Raw genomic sequence first — 14,801 nt, forward strand, 5'->3', positions numbered from 1 at the left:
GCTATGCGGCAATTCACGCCGCCGATAGAAAGGCGCGAATTCGTAGGGGCGGACCTATGTGTCCGCCCTTTTTTATCCGCAGTTTGACGCAGATGCCGCAGAATTCTTTTTCTCGCGCGAAGGCGCTTACGCGTGGGAACGAGGACTTTTTTTTTCTCACGCGAAGGCGCGAAGGCGCGAAGAAGACAAATACCAGGAAGAATGGCGGCATGTCTTGCCGCTACGCGGCAATTCACGCCGCCGATAGAAAGGCGCGAAGGCTTTTATATCCGCAGATGCCGCAGATTCACGCCGCTGGTAGCAAGGCGCGGGGGCGTGATCTCTGTGTCCGTCCGGCAGTGCTGTGTGGTTGGTCTATTTTTGTGGAGGCTGTTTGCGTGTTTGGTGGTGGTCATTCATGGTAAGGCCCTGGTTGACGGGCGTGGCAAATGGGGTAGTTGTCGAGAGCGAATGCAAGGAAAGGGGCTGAGTATGGCCGGGGTGACTATACGTGATATTCGGGCGATCTGCACTGCGCCGGCGGGCATCAATCTGATCGTGGTGAAGGTCGAGACCAGCGAGCCGGGGCTGTACGGCTTGGGCTGCGCGACCTTTGCGTATCGGCATCGGCTGGTGGCGGCGATGGTGGATGACTATCTCAAGCCGCTGCTGCTGGGGCGCGCGGTGGCCGACATCAGCGACATTTGGGAGACGGTCAATCACAATGCCTACTGGCGCAATGGTCCGATCAACAACAATGCGTTGTCTGGCCTGGACATGGCGTTGTGGGACATCAAGGGCAAGCTGGCGGGCATGCCGCTGTATGATCTCCTGGGCGGTCGTTGTCGGCCGGCGGCACGGGTCTATCGTCATGCGAATGGGGCGACGCTGGCGGAAGTCGCGGCGAAAGTCCGGCAATATATGGCGGAGGGCGTGACGCATGTGCGGGTGCAGTGGGGTGGCTATGGCGGCCAGGCCAGCGGCATGCAGCAGCCGGACGGAGTGCTGCCCGGCGCGTATTATTGCCCGGATCAGTATATGCGGCGGACCATTGAGCTGCTGGCAGCCATGCGCGAAGAACTGGGCGAGGAGGTCGAGCTGCTGCATGATGTCCATGAACGCTTGGCGCCCATTCAGGCGCTGGGGTTGGCCAAAGCGCTGGAGTCCTACCGGCTGTTCTTCCTTGAAGACCTGTTGCCGCCGGAGCAAGTGCCGTGGTTCCGGACAATTCGGCAGCAATGCGCCACGCCGTTGGCGATGGGCGAGCTCTTCAACAATCCCATGGAGTGGGACACGCTTATCCGAGAGCGCTTGATTGATTTCATTCGGGTGCACATCAGCCAGATTGGCGGCATCACGCCGGCACGCAAGCTGGCGACATTCTGCGAGGCCAGCGGGGTGCGCACGGCCTGGCATGGGCCGGGCGACGTATCGCCCGTCGGGCACGCGGCCAATGTGCATTTGGACTTGGCCTCGCCAAACTTCGGCATTCAGGAGTGGTCCGGTCTCAACGACGCGTTGCGCGAGGTCTTTCCCGGCTCGCCAGAACTGTGCGACGGCTTTGTCACGGTCAGTGAACGGCCTGGGCTCGGCGTGGATATCGACGAGAAGGCCGCCGCGCGTTTTCCCTGCAAGGACGGCGTCACGACTTGGACGCAAACGCGCTGGCCTGACGGTACTGCCTTCACACCCTGAGCGTGCTAGACGATTCCAGTCCATTGAGTCCATCTAGTCCATTGAGTCCATCTAGTCCATTGAGTCCATCTAGTCCATTGAGTCCATTGAGGAGCATCCCTGATTGAGGGAATTATGAGCAAAAAAGCGTATGTGACGGGCGCGAGCCACGGCATTGGCCGGGGCATTGCGTTGGTGTTGGCCGAGCAGGGTTACGACATCGCTTTCACCTACAACCGGCGCGAGGACGATGCGCGGCGCGTGCAGGATGAGCTGACAGCGTTGGGCGTGCGGGCCTTTGCCTTCCGGGCTGAGCTGCAGCACGCTGGCGTGGCCGAGACCGTCGCTGCCGAGGCCATTGCGGCGCTGGGTGGCATCGACCTCTTCGTGGGCAATGCCGGAAAGATGCAAGCCGGGCCGCTGCAGGGAATCAGCGGCTCCGATGTTGATTTTGCCTACCAGCTGTTTTATCGCAGCAACATCATGGCGACGAAGGTGGCGGTGCCGGCCATGCTTGCGAGCGGCCGTGGCGGTTCGGTGATATACATCACCTCGACGCGGGCGTTTCGGGCCCACGCGGATGATTGTCTTTACGGCAGCATGAAAGCCGCGCTGAATCGCGCGGTGGAAACACTGGCGTTGGAGTTCGCGCCGCGGGGCATCCGCGTGAACGCGGTGGCACCCGGGAATACATGGATTTTTGACGACTCGACGCCGGCGGAACTGCAGGCCCAGCAGCATCGCGATTGGGTGCCGGCAGGGCGCCCTGGCACCGCTCGCGAGGTGGGGCAGCTGGTGGCCTACCTCGCGTCCGAGAACGCCGCGTACATCACCGGCGAGGTCGTCAAGATCGACGGCGGGCTGATCCTCCCGGGAGTGCCGGAGACTTTCCCCGGCATGACGCCAAAAATGCACGGCGGCGGGACAAACTAAGTCCGGGCCCCAACGGCTCTACTGCTCCGCATGGGCCGGCGCGTTTTATTCGTCGGCTTGGCGAATATGCGCGTAGTAGGCGCCGAGTACGGTGCCGTTGTTGCAACGGAAGCGCCCGCCCAGCATGATGAAACCGGCGGGCAATTCCGTGGTGAAGGTTGCGCAGCGGTCGTTTTTGCCGATGGTCGTGTTGGCGACGACTTGGCCATTGATGACGAGCTCCGCAGTGCAGATAGCTAGTGGCCGGCCGCCCTCGTAGTAAGTCCAGAAATTGCGCGGGGTGCGTTCACGGCTGAAGCCCGAGTCATTGCCGGCGATACCGTCGCCAAGTGCATAGGGTGTTTCCTGTGGCCAGCGACTGAAGGCGATGAGGTAACGGGCTTTGTTTTCGACCATGACTTCCCACTCGCCGTACTTGAGTTCGCCATTGCGGATCATGCCCTGATTCCAGACGCAGTTGCTTTCATCGCCGCGCCAGTCATGGGCGGTGAGGCAGGTTTCGTTGCAGTGGACATGGAGGGGGATGGGCTCGTCCATCTGCTGTGACACCAAGCACCACCATGACTCGTAGCCGGCACGGAGTTTTTGGACCAACTCGGGATGGTCTTGGGCGATGTCGTGTTGCTGGGCGCGGTCCGCCGCGGTGTTGTAGAGTTCGCAGCCGTTAACGAGGCGCCAGGGGCCGAGCATGGCGGCGCTTTTGCGCCACTTGATGGGGCTGACTACGCGTTGCGAGTCGGTGACCACAATGCGTTCTGGCAGGGCGGTGGAGTCGCCGTTGAGCAGGGCCTTGATGCTCAGGCCGTGGAAGGCCTGCGGGTTGTAGGGGATGCTGCAGAGATCAAGTAGCGTGGGCATGACGTCCACATTGGCGGTGAGGTCGCTGATCTCGTGGCTACCAGCGATACCGCCGGCGGGCCAGCGCAGGAAGAATGGCGTGCGATGGCCGCCGTCGTATTCCGAGCCCTTCATGCCGCGTAGGCCGGCGTTGAAGCCCTCGACGAGCTCGCCGTCCTTGAAGGACATGGCCGCTGACGAGCCGTTGTCGGTCATGAAAATCAGTATAGTGTTGTCTTCTAGGCCGCGTTCGGCCAGGAAACGGCGGAGGCGTCCGAAGTTCTCGTCGATATTGGTGATCATGCCGTAGAAGCGGGCGCGGTCTTCCTGCACTTTGCCGCGATAGAGATCGGCGTAGCGGTCATCGACGTTGTATGGCGAATGCGGCGCATTGGTGGCTAGATAGCAGAAGAAGGGCTGGTTCTGGCATTGCTCCATGAAGGCCATGGCTTCGGCAAAGAACACATCCGTGCAGTAGCCTTGGAAGGGCTGGGGACTGCCATTGACAAAATAGTGGTCGTCGAAGTAGTCGTTGCCCCAGTAGTCGGGTGTTTGACTGATGCCGCCGCCGCCATGGATGACGCTGTGCTGGAAGCCGCGATCCTGTGGCCGATAGGGGTAGCTGTCGCCGAGATGCCATTTGCCAAAGATGGCGGTGGCGTAGCCGTGATCGGCGAGGGCGTTGGCGAGGGTGACTTCATTGGCGCGCAGGAGACTGCGGCCGCCGATAGTGTGCCAGACGCCGGTGCTGTTGGCGTAGTGTCCCGTGAGCAGCCCGGCGCGAGTGGGCGCGCAGGTCGGGCCGACATGGTAGTCGGTCATGCGCGCGGCCTCGGCGGCAAAGGCGTCGATGGCGGGCGTCTGCAGCCAAGGATTGCCGGTGCAGCCGAGGTCGCCATAGCCCTGGTCGTCGGTCAGAACGAGGATGATGTTTGGTCGACTCATCGCTGGGCCCTCAGGTGGTGGCGCCGCCGGAGGGGCAGCGTCGTGCTTGCGCGGCTTATTTTAAGACGATGCCGTCGGTGAAGTCCTTGATGATAACGGGTGGTGAGTCGCGGAGGATTTTTTGGCCGAAGTAGCTGACGTTATCGAAGCTGATATTGCTGACGCGGTGGTCAGCGTCAAAGCCCTGGAAGAAGAGCTCGCCGCGGAAGGCGCCGGGCGTGCCGGTGACGGAGATGTTCTTGAAGCTGCAGTCGTTGATGGAGCCGTAGGTTTCGTATGTTTTGCCGTTGCAGCTGGTGAGCATGAGCTTGGCCATGACCATGACCATGTCGTCGCCATTGCAGTGGATGCGGATATCCTCGAAGTGGACCCTTTCCAGGGCCAGGCGGCCGGAGGGCTGCAGCCAGAAGATCGCGTGGGCCCAGAATTCGTCGGGGCCGCTGTATCGTTGGCTGTAGTGAACGATGTCGATATTGCGGGCGGTGATGTCACGCATGGCCTTGGTGGCGCATTCGAAGCCGAGGCGGAAGGGATTGGCGACGTCGCACCAGAAGACGCAGTCTTCGACAAGGATGTTTTCGCATTCCTGGCGCTCGGCATAGCCAATGCCCTTGACGGCGATGAGGTCGTCCTGCGCCCGCAGGAAGCAGTTGCGGACAACGGCGTTGCGGGTGTTGCACAGATCAATGGCGTCGTCGTTGATCATGTTCGCGGCGCAAATTTTGACATTGTCGATGAGCACGCCGTCGCTGCCGCTGGTGACGAGCGTCCAGCTCCAGGGATTGCGGATGATGATGTCGCGGATGGTGATGTTCTTGCCGCCGTAGATATCGACGGGGAAGCGGTTGGGGCCCTTGAAACGCCCGTAGGCCTCGCCGGCGAGGATGCCGCGGCCGCGGATGGTGATGTTGTCGCCCTCGGTGCGGATGCCGCCGCTGACGACGGCGCCGCCAGCGATGTAGAGGGTCTGGTTATCTTTGAGGGTGATTTTGCCGGCCTGGTGAAAGCCCGGTCCGAAGAAGACGACATTGGGGTCATTGGGGTTGGGGATGTCTTTTTCGAGCGGGTTAACAAAGAGCATGAGGGGCATAACGCGGCCGTCGCGTTTGATGACCAAGTGGCCGGGGCGGTCCACCATGAAGGCCCACTCGTTGTCGTTGCGCTGCTCGGGGACGATGCCGCGGCTGAGGGGGTGGATCTCAGTTTTGGCCAGCGTTGACGGCGAGTTGACGACGACTTCGGCTTTGCCATCGAGATCGAAGCTGGCGAAGTAGTATTCGTCGCCCCAGCCTTTGCATTTTGTGCTGTAAACGGCCACTGGCAGGCCATTGACGGTGACGCGGTACTGGCTGGTCGCGGCTTCCTCCGGCGGCGCCGGGTAGGAGGCGACCACGTTGTGACTGACGCTCTGGCAGCCGGCGGCTGCCAGCAGCAGGGGCAGGGTAATGGACATGACGGCAGAACGATTCATGGCGAAAACTCCGTAGTGGGGGGGTGAGGGAATTTGCTTAAGAGTGTGGTCACGGGTGCTCAAAATGACACGCAATGCGGCAAAATCAAGGCACGCCAGTGCCTGGCAATTACGAGGTGATCGCGAAGAGGGTTACGATAAAGCAGGCAAGATGGGGATTCCATTGCCTCCTTGGCCCCAGTCGGCTTCGCCGACTGGGGCCAAGGAGGCCGAGGAACACGACAATATGGGCGCGCTACCCAGGGCGGCGCGTCGCCTTCGGCGCCGCTTGCCCTGGGCTGGTATGCTTCGCGCTTTCAGCGCTCAAATCCAGGACGGCGGCGGTCCCAGGGAAGAATGCCCTCGGGACGGCGGCGGTCCCAGGGAAGAATGCCGCCAGGACGGCGGCGGTCCCAGGATGAATGCCGCCAGGGGCGCCGCTTATCGTCGTGTCCTGCGTGGCCTAACGCAAAACTAACAATGCGGTAACGGTAATCGCAAGGAATGTAAACGATAGTATAACAAAGACGCGAGCAAGAGAAAGAGGCGCATTGGGCGCCTGGACGAGAGAAGACAAGTAAAGCAAAGGATTGGCGATGCCACAGCACGACACGACGAGTTATTACACGCTGATTGTCACCATATTGGCCGGGTTGTCATTGTTTCTCTATGGCATGAAGATGATGAGCGAGGGTCTGCAGTTGGCCGCCGGCGACCGCATGAAGTCCATTCTCAAATTTTTTGGCAGCAACCGGGTGATTGGGATGTTTTCGGGTGCGTTGGTGACGGCGGTGGTGCAGTCGTCGAGTGTGAGTACGGTGATGGTGATTGGTTTTGTGAACGCGGGTTTGTTGAGTCTGATGCAGTCGATGGGGATTATTTTTGGGGCGAACATCGGCACGACGATCACGGCGCAGATGGTGTCATTCAAGATTGACGGGGTGATATTTCCGGCGATCATTTTGGGCACGGTGATGATTTTTGTGTCGTACCGTGGCTTGCGAGCCTGGGGCGACACGATCTTTGGTTTTGGCGTGTTGTTTTTCGGCATGACGATGATGAGCACGACCTTGAAGAGCCTGAGTGTGAATCCGGATTTTCTGAATTTTTTCAGCACCTTTGATTGTGCGCCGGTGGCGGGTCATTTGCCGGTGTGGCGGGTGGTAGGCGCCTTGGTTGTGGGTTTGTTGGTGACGATGGCGATCCAGAGCAGCTCGGCGACGACGGGTCTGGTGGTGGCTTTGGGTGGCAGCGGCCTGATCAATTTGTACACGGCGGTGTTGCTGATCCTCGGTTCGAACATTGGTACGACGATCACGGCGCAGCTGGCGAGTTTTGCGGCCAATCGGGTGGCGAAGCAGGCGGCTATGGCGCACACGCTGTTCAACGTCATCGGCGTGTCGGTGGTGATGGCGTCATTCTGGCTGGTTACGGACGGCCGGGGGACGCCGTGGTTTTTCAAGGTCATTGACCTGCTTACCGAGGGCAGTTCGGTGGAGCATTTGCCGCGGCAAATTGCCAATGCGCACACGCTGTTTAACGTGATTGCGGCGGTGTTGCTGACGCCGTTCATCCCACAGCTGGCGCGTCTTTGCGAGAAGATCATACCGGTTGGCAGCGGCAAAGTGGAGTTTGTGTTTTTGGAGCCGCATTTGCTGGAGGCGCCGGTGCTGGCCCTGCGCCAAAGCATGGTTGCGTTGCAGATGATGCTGCGCGAGTCGTGGGATATGGTGGTGGACGTCGTCAACAACCAGTTTATACCGGGACGCTATGACGAAGCGGTCAAGGCAGATTTGCTGGTGCGCGAGGAGAAGACCGACCGTTCGCAGCTGGAAATCACCAACTACCTCACCCGGCTGATGCAGGACGACCTGGCGCCGCGCTATGCGGCGATGATACCCAAGCTGATGCACTGCACCAATGACGCGGAGCGCATTGGCGACCACACCCTGAATATCCACGAGTTGGCGCGGCGCATCCACAACTGCGACCGCAATTTCAGTGACACCGCCGTCAGCGAATACAGGCAGATGATGGCCGCGCTGACGCTGATGGCCGAAAAGACCATCGCGCTCGTGGGCAAATTTGAGCCCGATCTCCTGCGGGAGATTATCGAACTCAACGACAAGATTGCGCTGATGGCGCACGAATACGAGGAAAATCACATCTCGCGCTTGCGACAGCAGCTGTGTTCGCCGGATGTGGGGGTGATTTTCATCGAGGCGCTGGCAGTGCTGGTGAAAGTGTCGGACCGCCTGGTGAATATCGCCGAGCGCGCGGACGCCATTGGCCGGGAAGGCCTGGTTGCCTGACGGGGAGGGGGCGTGGGCCGGGCGTGGGCCTGACGTGGGCCTGACGTGGGCCTGACGTGGGCCTGACGTGGGCCTGGTGCCTGCTCTCTCTGCGCGCGGTGAGACGGGACGTGCCTAACCAATGTGGCGCCCTCCAGGAGCAATTCCAAGTTGTTGTCACACCCCTGGTTGCGGCGCCCTCCGGGCGCCTCACCAGGGGTTATGCATGGTACGGCCCTCCGGGCCGAACTTGGCCGATCAGTCTGATGGTTTGCGACTGGGCGGTCAAAAAGGCCGGAGGGACAACAAATTTCAATCACTCCTATGAAACACGCTGCCGCAAAGGTCAGCCATTGATATTGGATGCACGGCATGCCCCCTCCGACGCGGTGAGACGGGACGTGCCTAACCAATGTGGCGCCCTCCAGTCGCAATTCCAAGTTGTTGTCACACCCCTGGTTGCGGCGCCCTCCGGGCGCCTCACCAGGGGTTATGCATGGTACGGCCCTCCGGGCCGAACTTGGCCGATCAGTCTGATGGTTTGCGACTGGGCGGTCAAAAAGGCCGGAGGGACAACAAATATCAATCACTCCTATGAAACACGCTGCCGCAAAGGTCGGCGGAAATCAAGGTCGAATGGCTGGGCGGCGGCGGGCCGTGGGTTTCCTGCAAATTGTCCCAGCGAAGCGCCGGGGTGTACACTCCTATGAAACACGCTGCCGCACAAGTCGGCGGAAATCAAGGTCGGATGGCTGGGCGGCGGCGGGCCGTGGGTTTCCTGCAAATTGTCCCAGCGAAGCGCCGGGGTGTACACTGACCGGTTACTACTGGCTGACAAAAAAGCCTCTTTCTTTGCTGTGCGCCGGGTGCTTTGCGGGCTAAAGTACCCCGTGCCGATTTCGTCTGTGGTGGCGAGACTGAGGCGTGGGTGAAGATGCAAGCTTGAGAGGACCGTGTGATGCGCTTTTCAAAGAAGATGCTCGGGGCAGCCTTGCTGCTGGTCGTGGGAACATTGTTTTTGCAGGCAGGGCCGATTCGGCCGCTGGACCTTGGTTCCGTAGTGAATCGGGCGTTTATGGATCAGGTCGCCGACGATCAGTTGGGCGGCTGGACCGACCAGGGCGGCAATGATCTGCGGGTATTGCCTGCTGGGAAAGAGAACTACGGCCGCGTGCCGTTTGAGGTCCTTTCGGATCAGCAAGGCGCGGCGAAGGCCTGCGTCGTCCTGGGTAGCAAGAAAAAGCCCTTTCTGGAAAATGAGGCGCGGCTGGAGCTGGCCAGGCCGGAAAAAGAGCCGGCGCTGTACCTGTTTCACGCCTGTGCTTTCAACGACACCAAAAACGACATAGCCGGGCGTTTGACGGCTGAATTCAGCGATGGCAATGCCCAGGAATGGCGCGTGCGCATCGGCCGCGATGTTCAGCCGTGGACCAGCGCCAGCAACGCCAGCAATGCCCAGCGCTGCTGGACGGAATACAACAACAACACGCAGGTGTCGCTGTTCGTGTCCAAATTTCCCTTAGGCGGCAAGGAGCTCAAGGCGCTGCGTTTCAAGGGCGAAGAGGCCGTGTGGATGATTGCCGCCGCCAGCATTGGCGACGACTTGCGGGTGATGCCGCTGCGGCAAGACTTCCAGATGAAGAGCGACTTCACGGCGCCCGAGGCGTTTGATGCGCAGGCCTTGGCGGCTCTGCCGACGGCTGGCACGCCGAAGAACATCGTTCTGATCATCGGCGACGGCATGGGGCTGGGGAGCCTGACGCTGGCGTCGTTGCACGCCCATGGCGCGCCGTACAAGCTGGCGATGGAGTCATTGCCAGTGTCGGGCTTGTGTACGACGCATTCAGGCAATGCCGACGTCACGGACTCGGCGGCCAGTGGCACGGCGCTTTCCAGCGGCTACAAGACCTACAACGGCGCCATTGGCATGACCATGAACAAGGAGGCGCTGCGGACCATCGCCGAAGAGGCGCGCGACGCTGGTTGGGCGGTCGGGGTGATGACGACGGACAGCCTGACGGGCGCGACGCCGTCGGCCTTTGTGGCTCACGTGCCCAGCCGGTCCATGTCCGTGGAGATCGCCGACTGGTATGTGCGCAGTGATTTTGACCTCATGATTGGCTCCGGCAACAGCAAGCCATTTTTGCCGGAGGATGCCGGTGGCATGCGGAAGGACGCGCGCAATCTTTTGCAGGAATTGGCGACGGCGGGCTACCAGGAGGTCAAGGACCCGGCGGCGCTGGCGGCGGTCAAGGGCGCGCCTGTGTTCGGCTTTGTTGGTTGGCCGACGGAGAAGAACCTCGGCGAGATGACAGCGGCGGCGCTGCCGTATCTGGCGTCGCGTAGCGACAAGGGCTTTTTCATCATGATCGAGTGCTCCTGGCCGGACGGCGGTGGGCACGGCAACAATCCCGACACCAGCGTCAAGGGCGTGCTCAGTACGGACTACGCCACGCGGGCGGCGGTGGAGTACGCGTTGGCGCATAAGGACACGCTGGTGCTTGTCACCGCTGACCACGAAACCGGCCTGATTCACGCCGCGGCCAACCGCGTGAATCCGCGGCGGCCGCATGTGCTGTATCAGACCACGGGCCACAGCCAGTCGCCGGTGCCGGTGTTCGCGTTTGGGCCGGGCGCGGAGCATTTCCACGGCATGATGGACAACACGGACATCCCGAAGGTCTTTGCGCGCTTCTGGCAGTTGCCGTTGCGCCAGGCCGTCGCTGAATAAAGTGGCGCCGACGGTGGCGTGGCGGGCTGCGGTGGCACGGCTGAGCGGCACAAAATGAACAACAGAGGTCTTGCAGAGCATGTCGTCAGCAGAGACAGCGTCTCCCGCCAGTAATGACTCGGCCGACCAGCGCCGGGCGGCGGCGCCGCGGCCGGTGGTCGTGCACATTCCGCGCCGCTTTACCAAGACGGAGTGGGGCGGCACCGAAACGGTTATTTATCATCTGGTGGCCGAGCTGAACAAGATCGGCTACGACAGCGTCATCTACACATCGGACCTGCTGGCAACACCTGGCGCTGACAAGGTCAATGGCGTGCGCGTGAGGCGTTTTCGGGGCCTGTATCCGCGCTGGGGACTGTCACGGGCGGCGAAAACGCAGCTGGACTATCGCGGCGGGAACTACTTCTCGCTGTCGCTGTTTTTTGCGCTTCTGTTTACGCGGCACTTGCAGGCGATCCACTTGCACACGGGCGGTTTCATGGGGGCAATGGGGCGGCTGGTGGCGAAGGTCCGGCGGGTGCCCTATGTCATCAGCATCCACGGCGGCAGCCTGGCCTTGCCGGCTGAGCAGATGCAGAAACTGCTGGCACCGCTCAAGGGTAGTTTTAACTGGGGGAAGGTCCTCGAAGTGCTTTTTCCCATCAAGAATGTCTATCGCGATGCAACGGCCATACTGTGTCTTTCCGAGCAGGAACGGCTGCTGAATGCGGAGAAGTATCCGCGCAGCCGGGTATTGAGTTTTCCCAATGGCGTGGACAGCGAGCGCTTCGCCGCTGCTGACGGCGCGGCCTTCCGAGCCAAGTACGGCATTGCCGTCGACGCGCCCGTGTTGCTTTGCGTTGGCAGTTTTTATGCACAGAAGAATCAGCAGAGGCTGGTGGAGGCATTTCGCCTGCTGCATGACAGTGGGCACAGCCGTGCGCAGCTGGTGCTGATTGGCGTGTGTTATGACCGGGCTTATTTTGACGGATTACGGGCTCAGGTGCGCGAGTACGGTTTGTCTGACTCGGTACTGTTTTTGCAGGACCTGCCTTACCAGTCGCTTGATTTGCTCAATGCATATGCGGCCGCTGATATATTTGTCTTCCCTAGCCTCTACGAGACCTTCGGTATCGTTGTGCTGGAAGCGTGGTCGGCGCAGACGCCGGTCGTCTGCGGAAGAATCGGCGGCATCGTCGATTATGGCCGTGACGACGACAATCTTTGTTTTGCAGACGTAACTTCTGCGGTGGACATTGCCGCGAAGACCGCCGCGTTGTTGGCCGATCCGGCTTACGCGGCAAGGATTGCCGCAGGGGGGCGCAAGACCGTTGCGGACTACTCTTGGCAGGCGATTACGCGGCGGCTGGCCGCACTCTATGACGCGGGGAGGCGGTGACGGCATGGCGCGTAGAAAAATGCTGCTGATACGGGATGACGACGTCAATTTTTTTACCGCGCCAGCGCGGCTGGAAGAGTTATATTCCTTTCTCTTTCAGGCGGGCATACCGGTTAATTTTGCCGTGATCCCGGCGATTAACGCCGCGGCGACCACGGAATCACCGGATTTTGGCCCCGGCAGTTACGAGCCATTTTTGCCTCCGGCAGTAGCCGGGAACGACTGTGAGTACTCCCTTGTCGACAACCAGGAACTCTGCTCGTTTTTTCAAGCGCATCGCGGCACGAGCGAGCTGTTGATGCATGGCTGCGATCACAAGGCGGTGGCCGGTCGTTATGAGTTCGACAGTGGCGACGAAGCAGCAGTGAAGGCGAAAATTGCTCGAGGTCGCGCAATCATGGCGGCGGCATTTGCGTGCAGTCCGCAGACCTTTGTTGCTCCGCAGGATCAGTATTCGCCGGTGGCGCTGCGCTGTTTGCGGGAGGACTTTGCGCTTTTTTCGCTGGGCTGGATTGACCGGCACAAACTGCCGTGGCGCACATTGCCGGCGTACTTGTGGAAGAAGGCGCGGAAGCGGAATTATTTGTGGTCGGGTCGACTGTTGTTGACCGAGCATCCCGGCTGCATTTTTTCGCGTTTTCGCGATACCGCTGTGGAGTGCGAGCGCCTGCGGCGGTACATCGCCAGCCACGACTTCAGCATTATTGTTGTGCATCACTGGGAATTCTATCAGGCCGATGGCACCCTGGACAGCGCGCGCTACGGGCTGTTTACGGACCTCATGGTGGAGTTGTCACGGCAGCACGACTTCGTGACCTTCAGCGCGCTGCGCGCGTCTTTCGCGTGAGCGGCGGCTATGTGAGCAGTGGTCGCCGGGGGCGGGAGCCGAGCAAAGCGTTGGCGGTAGGTCGCGTAATGGGCGCAGGAGGTTGTATTCTGGCTGGCTGCGGGTATAGCAAGACGATGCCGTTTTTCGTGCTAATTTCTGCGGTGAAAGTGTTGCGTGGTGGTTGGCACAGCCGCCATCGAAAGGGGCTTGACGAAATGAAAGTGATTTGTGGGGCGACGATTTGCGACGGTTCGGGCGGGCCATTGCGACAGGGCGAGGTGGTACTGGACGGCGACGTGATCGCGGAGATCGTCGCGCCGGGGTATTGCGCGACGGCAGACGCGGAGGTCATCGACGGCGCCGGCATGCTGCTGGCGCCGGGCTTCATTGACGCGCATGCGCACTCGGAAACGAAGATGCTGCAACATCCGGAAAACCGCACCAAGCTGCTGCAGGGCGTGACCACGGAGGTCAATGGCAACTGCGGGTCGTCGCCCAGCTGCGTGCCCCATGACGACGGGGACTTTCGCTGGCAGTCGCTGGCGGGCTACGCGGCGCTGCTGGACTCCTTGCGGCCGGGGCTGAACAGCATGACGCTCTGCGGGCACAACAGCGTGCGCGCGGCAGTCATGGGCAATGACCAACGTGCACCAACGGCGGCCGAAATGGCCAAGATGAAGGCGCTGCTGGCGGCGGCCCTCGCCGATGGCGCGGCGGGTTTCTCCACGGGCCTGATTTACTTTCCGGGGAAATTTTCTTCTGTGGTGGAGTTGATTGAGCTGGCGTCTTTGCTCAAGGGCACTAGCAAAGTCTATGCGACGCACATGCGCAGCGAGGGCGATGATCTTGAGGCGGCATTGGCTGAGGCTCTGGCGATAGCGTCGTCTGCGGCGTGTCGTCTTCAGCTCAGCCATTTGAAGACGAATTCTGAGCGCAACTGGCACAAATTGCCGGCGGTGTTGGCGCGGATTGAGGCCGCGCGCGCGGCTGGCATGGAGGTCTTTGCCGACCGCTATCCCTACGTCTATTCCTGCACGAATTTGCGCCAGGCGCTGCCGGCGCCCTACGATCTCATGCCGGGCATCCAGCAGTACCTGCGGGATTCGGCCGAGCACCAAGCTGAAGTCGTGGCGGCGCTATCGCGTAGTCAGCGCGATGTCGCTGCGACCATCTTGATGGAGTCGGCGCTGCGGGGGCGCACGCTTGGTGATGTCGCGACCGAACGGGGCATCAGCGTGGGCCAGCTGTGCATGGAGCTGATCATGGCGGCGCCGGGGCAGCACGCGGCCTTTCTTGGTATGTCGGAAACGAATATGCGAGAAATTCTGCGGCAGCCGTGGGTGTGCGCCGGTTCGGACAACGTGTCGTTGCAGCTTGATGATGCCAACGACTTTGGCCATCCGCGTGCGGTGGGGACCTTCCCGGTCTTCTTCCACATGGTCGCTGAGGCGTTGGGGCCGGCGGAGGCCGTGCGCAAGATGACGTCCTTGCCGGCGGCGGTGTTCAACATTCCCCGGCGCGGGTTGATCAAACCCGGCTATGTCGCCGACCTGGTGCTATTTTCTCCCGAGCACTACGCATCGCATGCCGATTACGCCGGCAATAACCAGGCGCCCGAGGGCGTGCAGATGGTCATGGTCGCGGGCAAAACTGCCTGGGACGCACGCCGGCCGGACGATGTCGGCCGGCACGGCCACTTCATACCGATTCCGGCGCGGTGACTATGTGCGGGTGGGGCGCCAGCGCGCCAGCGC

General features: G+C 61.2%; 9 protein-coding genes. 7 read left to right on the forward strand and 2 right to left on the reverse strand.

Annotated elements, in window-relative coordinates; genetic code table 11:
* Nucleotides 1-471: 471 nt before the first annotated feature.
* Together J3R75_RS10920 and J3R75_RS10925 are read left to right on the forward strand one after the other, a co-directional pair.
* Entirely contained in the window at nt 472-1,674 is a 1,203-nt protein-coding gene (locus tag J3R75_RS10920) for an enolase C-terminal domain-like protein (protein WP_307261557.1), read from the forward strand.
* 114 nt (nt 1,675-1,788) lie between these two features.
* On the forward strand, nt 1,789-2,586 hold the full coding sequence (locus J3R75_RS10925; RefSeq protein WP_307261558.1) for an SDR family NAD(P)-dependent oxidoreductase: 798 nt from the start codon (nt 1,789-1,791) through the stop codon (nt 2,584-2,586).
* Between the two features lie 45 nt (nt 2,587-2,631).
* On the opposite strand, the gene J3R75_RS10930 is transcribed toward J3R75_RS10925, so the two are convergent.
* Nucleotides 2,632-4,368 carry an arylsulfatase gene (locus tag J3R75_RS10930; protein ID WP_307261559.1) on the reverse strand — a complete coding sequence of 579 codons (1,737 nt, stop codon included), beginning with the start codon at nt 4,366-4,368 and terminating at the stop codon, nt 2,632-2,634.
* Between the two features lie 55 nt (nt 4,369-4,423).
* Nucleotides 4,424-5,839, reverse strand: coding sequence for a glycosyl hydrolase family 28 protein (locus J3R75_RS10935; RefSeq protein ID WP_307261560.1), 1,416 nt, complete (start codon nt 5,837-5,839; stop codon nt 4,424-4,426).
* Nucleotides 5,840-6,414: 575 nt separating this feature from the next.
* Here J3R75_RS10935 and J3R75_RS10940 point away from each other — a divergent pair.
* The 5 genes from J3R75_RS10940 (at nt 6,415) to J3R75_RS10960 (ending at nt 14,768) form a co-directional block, all read left to right on the forward strand.
* The gene (locus tag J3R75_RS10940) at nt 6,415-8,130 is read left to right on the forward strand and encodes a Na/Pi cotransporter family protein (protein ID WP_307261561.1); all 1,716 of its coding nucleotides are present in this window, start codon (nt 6,415-6,417) and stop codon (nt 8,128-8,130) included.
* A 937-nt stretch (nt 8,131-9,067) separates the two neighbouring features.
* Nucleotides 9,068-10,840 carry an alkaline phosphatase gene (locus J3R75_RS10945; RefSeq protein ID WP_307261562.1) on the forward strand — a complete coding sequence of 591 codons (1,773 nt, stop codon included), beginning with the start codon at nt 9,068-9,070 and terminating at the stop codon, nt 10,838-10,840.
* A gap of 79 nt (nt 10,841-10,919) precedes the next feature.
* Nucleotides 10,920-12,218 carry a glycosyltransferase family 4 protein gene (locus J3R75_RS10950; protein ID WP_307261563.1) on the forward strand — a complete coding sequence of 433 codons (1,299 nt, stop codon included), beginning with the start codon at nt 10,920-10,922 and terminating at the stop codon, nt 12,216-12,218.
* A 4-nt stretch (nt 12,219-12,222) separates the two neighbouring features.
* Nucleotides 12,223-13,065, forward strand: coding sequence for a DUF2334 domain-containing protein (locus tag J3R75_RS10955; protein ID WP_307261564.1), 843 nt, complete (start codon nt 12,223-12,225; stop codon nt 13,063-13,065).
* A 197-nt stretch (nt 13,066-13,262) separates the two neighbouring features.
* Nucleotides 13,263-14,768, forward strand: a complete 1,506-nt coding sequence (locus J3R75_RS10960; RefSeq protein ID WP_307261565.1) for an N-acyl-D-amino-acid deacylase family protein — start codon at nt 13,263-13,265, stop codon at nt 14,766-14,768.
* Nucleotides 14,769-14,801 lie beyond the last annotated feature (33 nt).

The sequence above is a fragment of the Oligosphaera ethanolica genome (assembly GCF_030814695.1).
GTDB classification, from domain to species: Bacteria; Verrucomicrobiota; Lentisphaeria; order Oligosphaerales; family Oligosphaeraceae; genus Oligosphaera; species Oligosphaera ethanolica.

Bases quoted from the DNA above. Each gene is read 5' to 3' on its own strand.
- J3R75_RS10945 (WP_307261562.1), top strand. From the start codon at position 9,068: ATGCGCTTTTCAAAGAAGATGCTCGGGGCAGCCTTGCTGCTGGTCGTG.
- J3R75_RS10950 (WP_307261563.1), top strand. From the start codon at position 10,920: ATGTCGTCAGCAGAGACAGCGTCTCCCGCCAGTAATGACTCGGCCGAC.
- J3R75_RS10925 (WP_307261558.1), top strand. From the start codon at position 1,789: ATGAGCAAAAAAGCGTATGTGACGGGCGCGAGCCACGGCATTGGCCGG.
- J3R75_RS10940 (WP_307261561.1), top strand. From the start codon at position 6,415: ATGCCACAGCACGACACGACGAGTTATTACACGCTGATTGTCACCATA.
- J3R75_RS10935 (WP_307261560.1), bottom strand. From the start codon at position 5,839: ATGAATCGTTCTGCCGTCATGTCCATTACCCTGCCCCTGCTGCTGGCA.
- J3R75_RS10930 (WP_307261559.1), bottom strand. From the start codon at position 4,368: ATGAGTCGACCAAACATCATCCTCGTTCTGACCGACGACCAGGGCTAT.
- J3R75_RS10920 (WP_307261557.1), top strand. From the start codon at position 472: ATGGCCGGGGTGACTATACGTGATATTCGGGCGATCTGCACTGCGCCG.
- J3R75_RS10960 (WP_307261565.1), top strand. From the start codon at position 13,263: ATGAAAGTGATTTGTGGGGCGACGATTTGCGACGGTTCGGGCGGGCCA.
- J3R75_RS10955 (WP_307261564.1), top strand. From the start codon at position 12,223: ATGGCGCGTAGAAAAATGCTGCTGATACGGGATGACGACGTCAATTTT.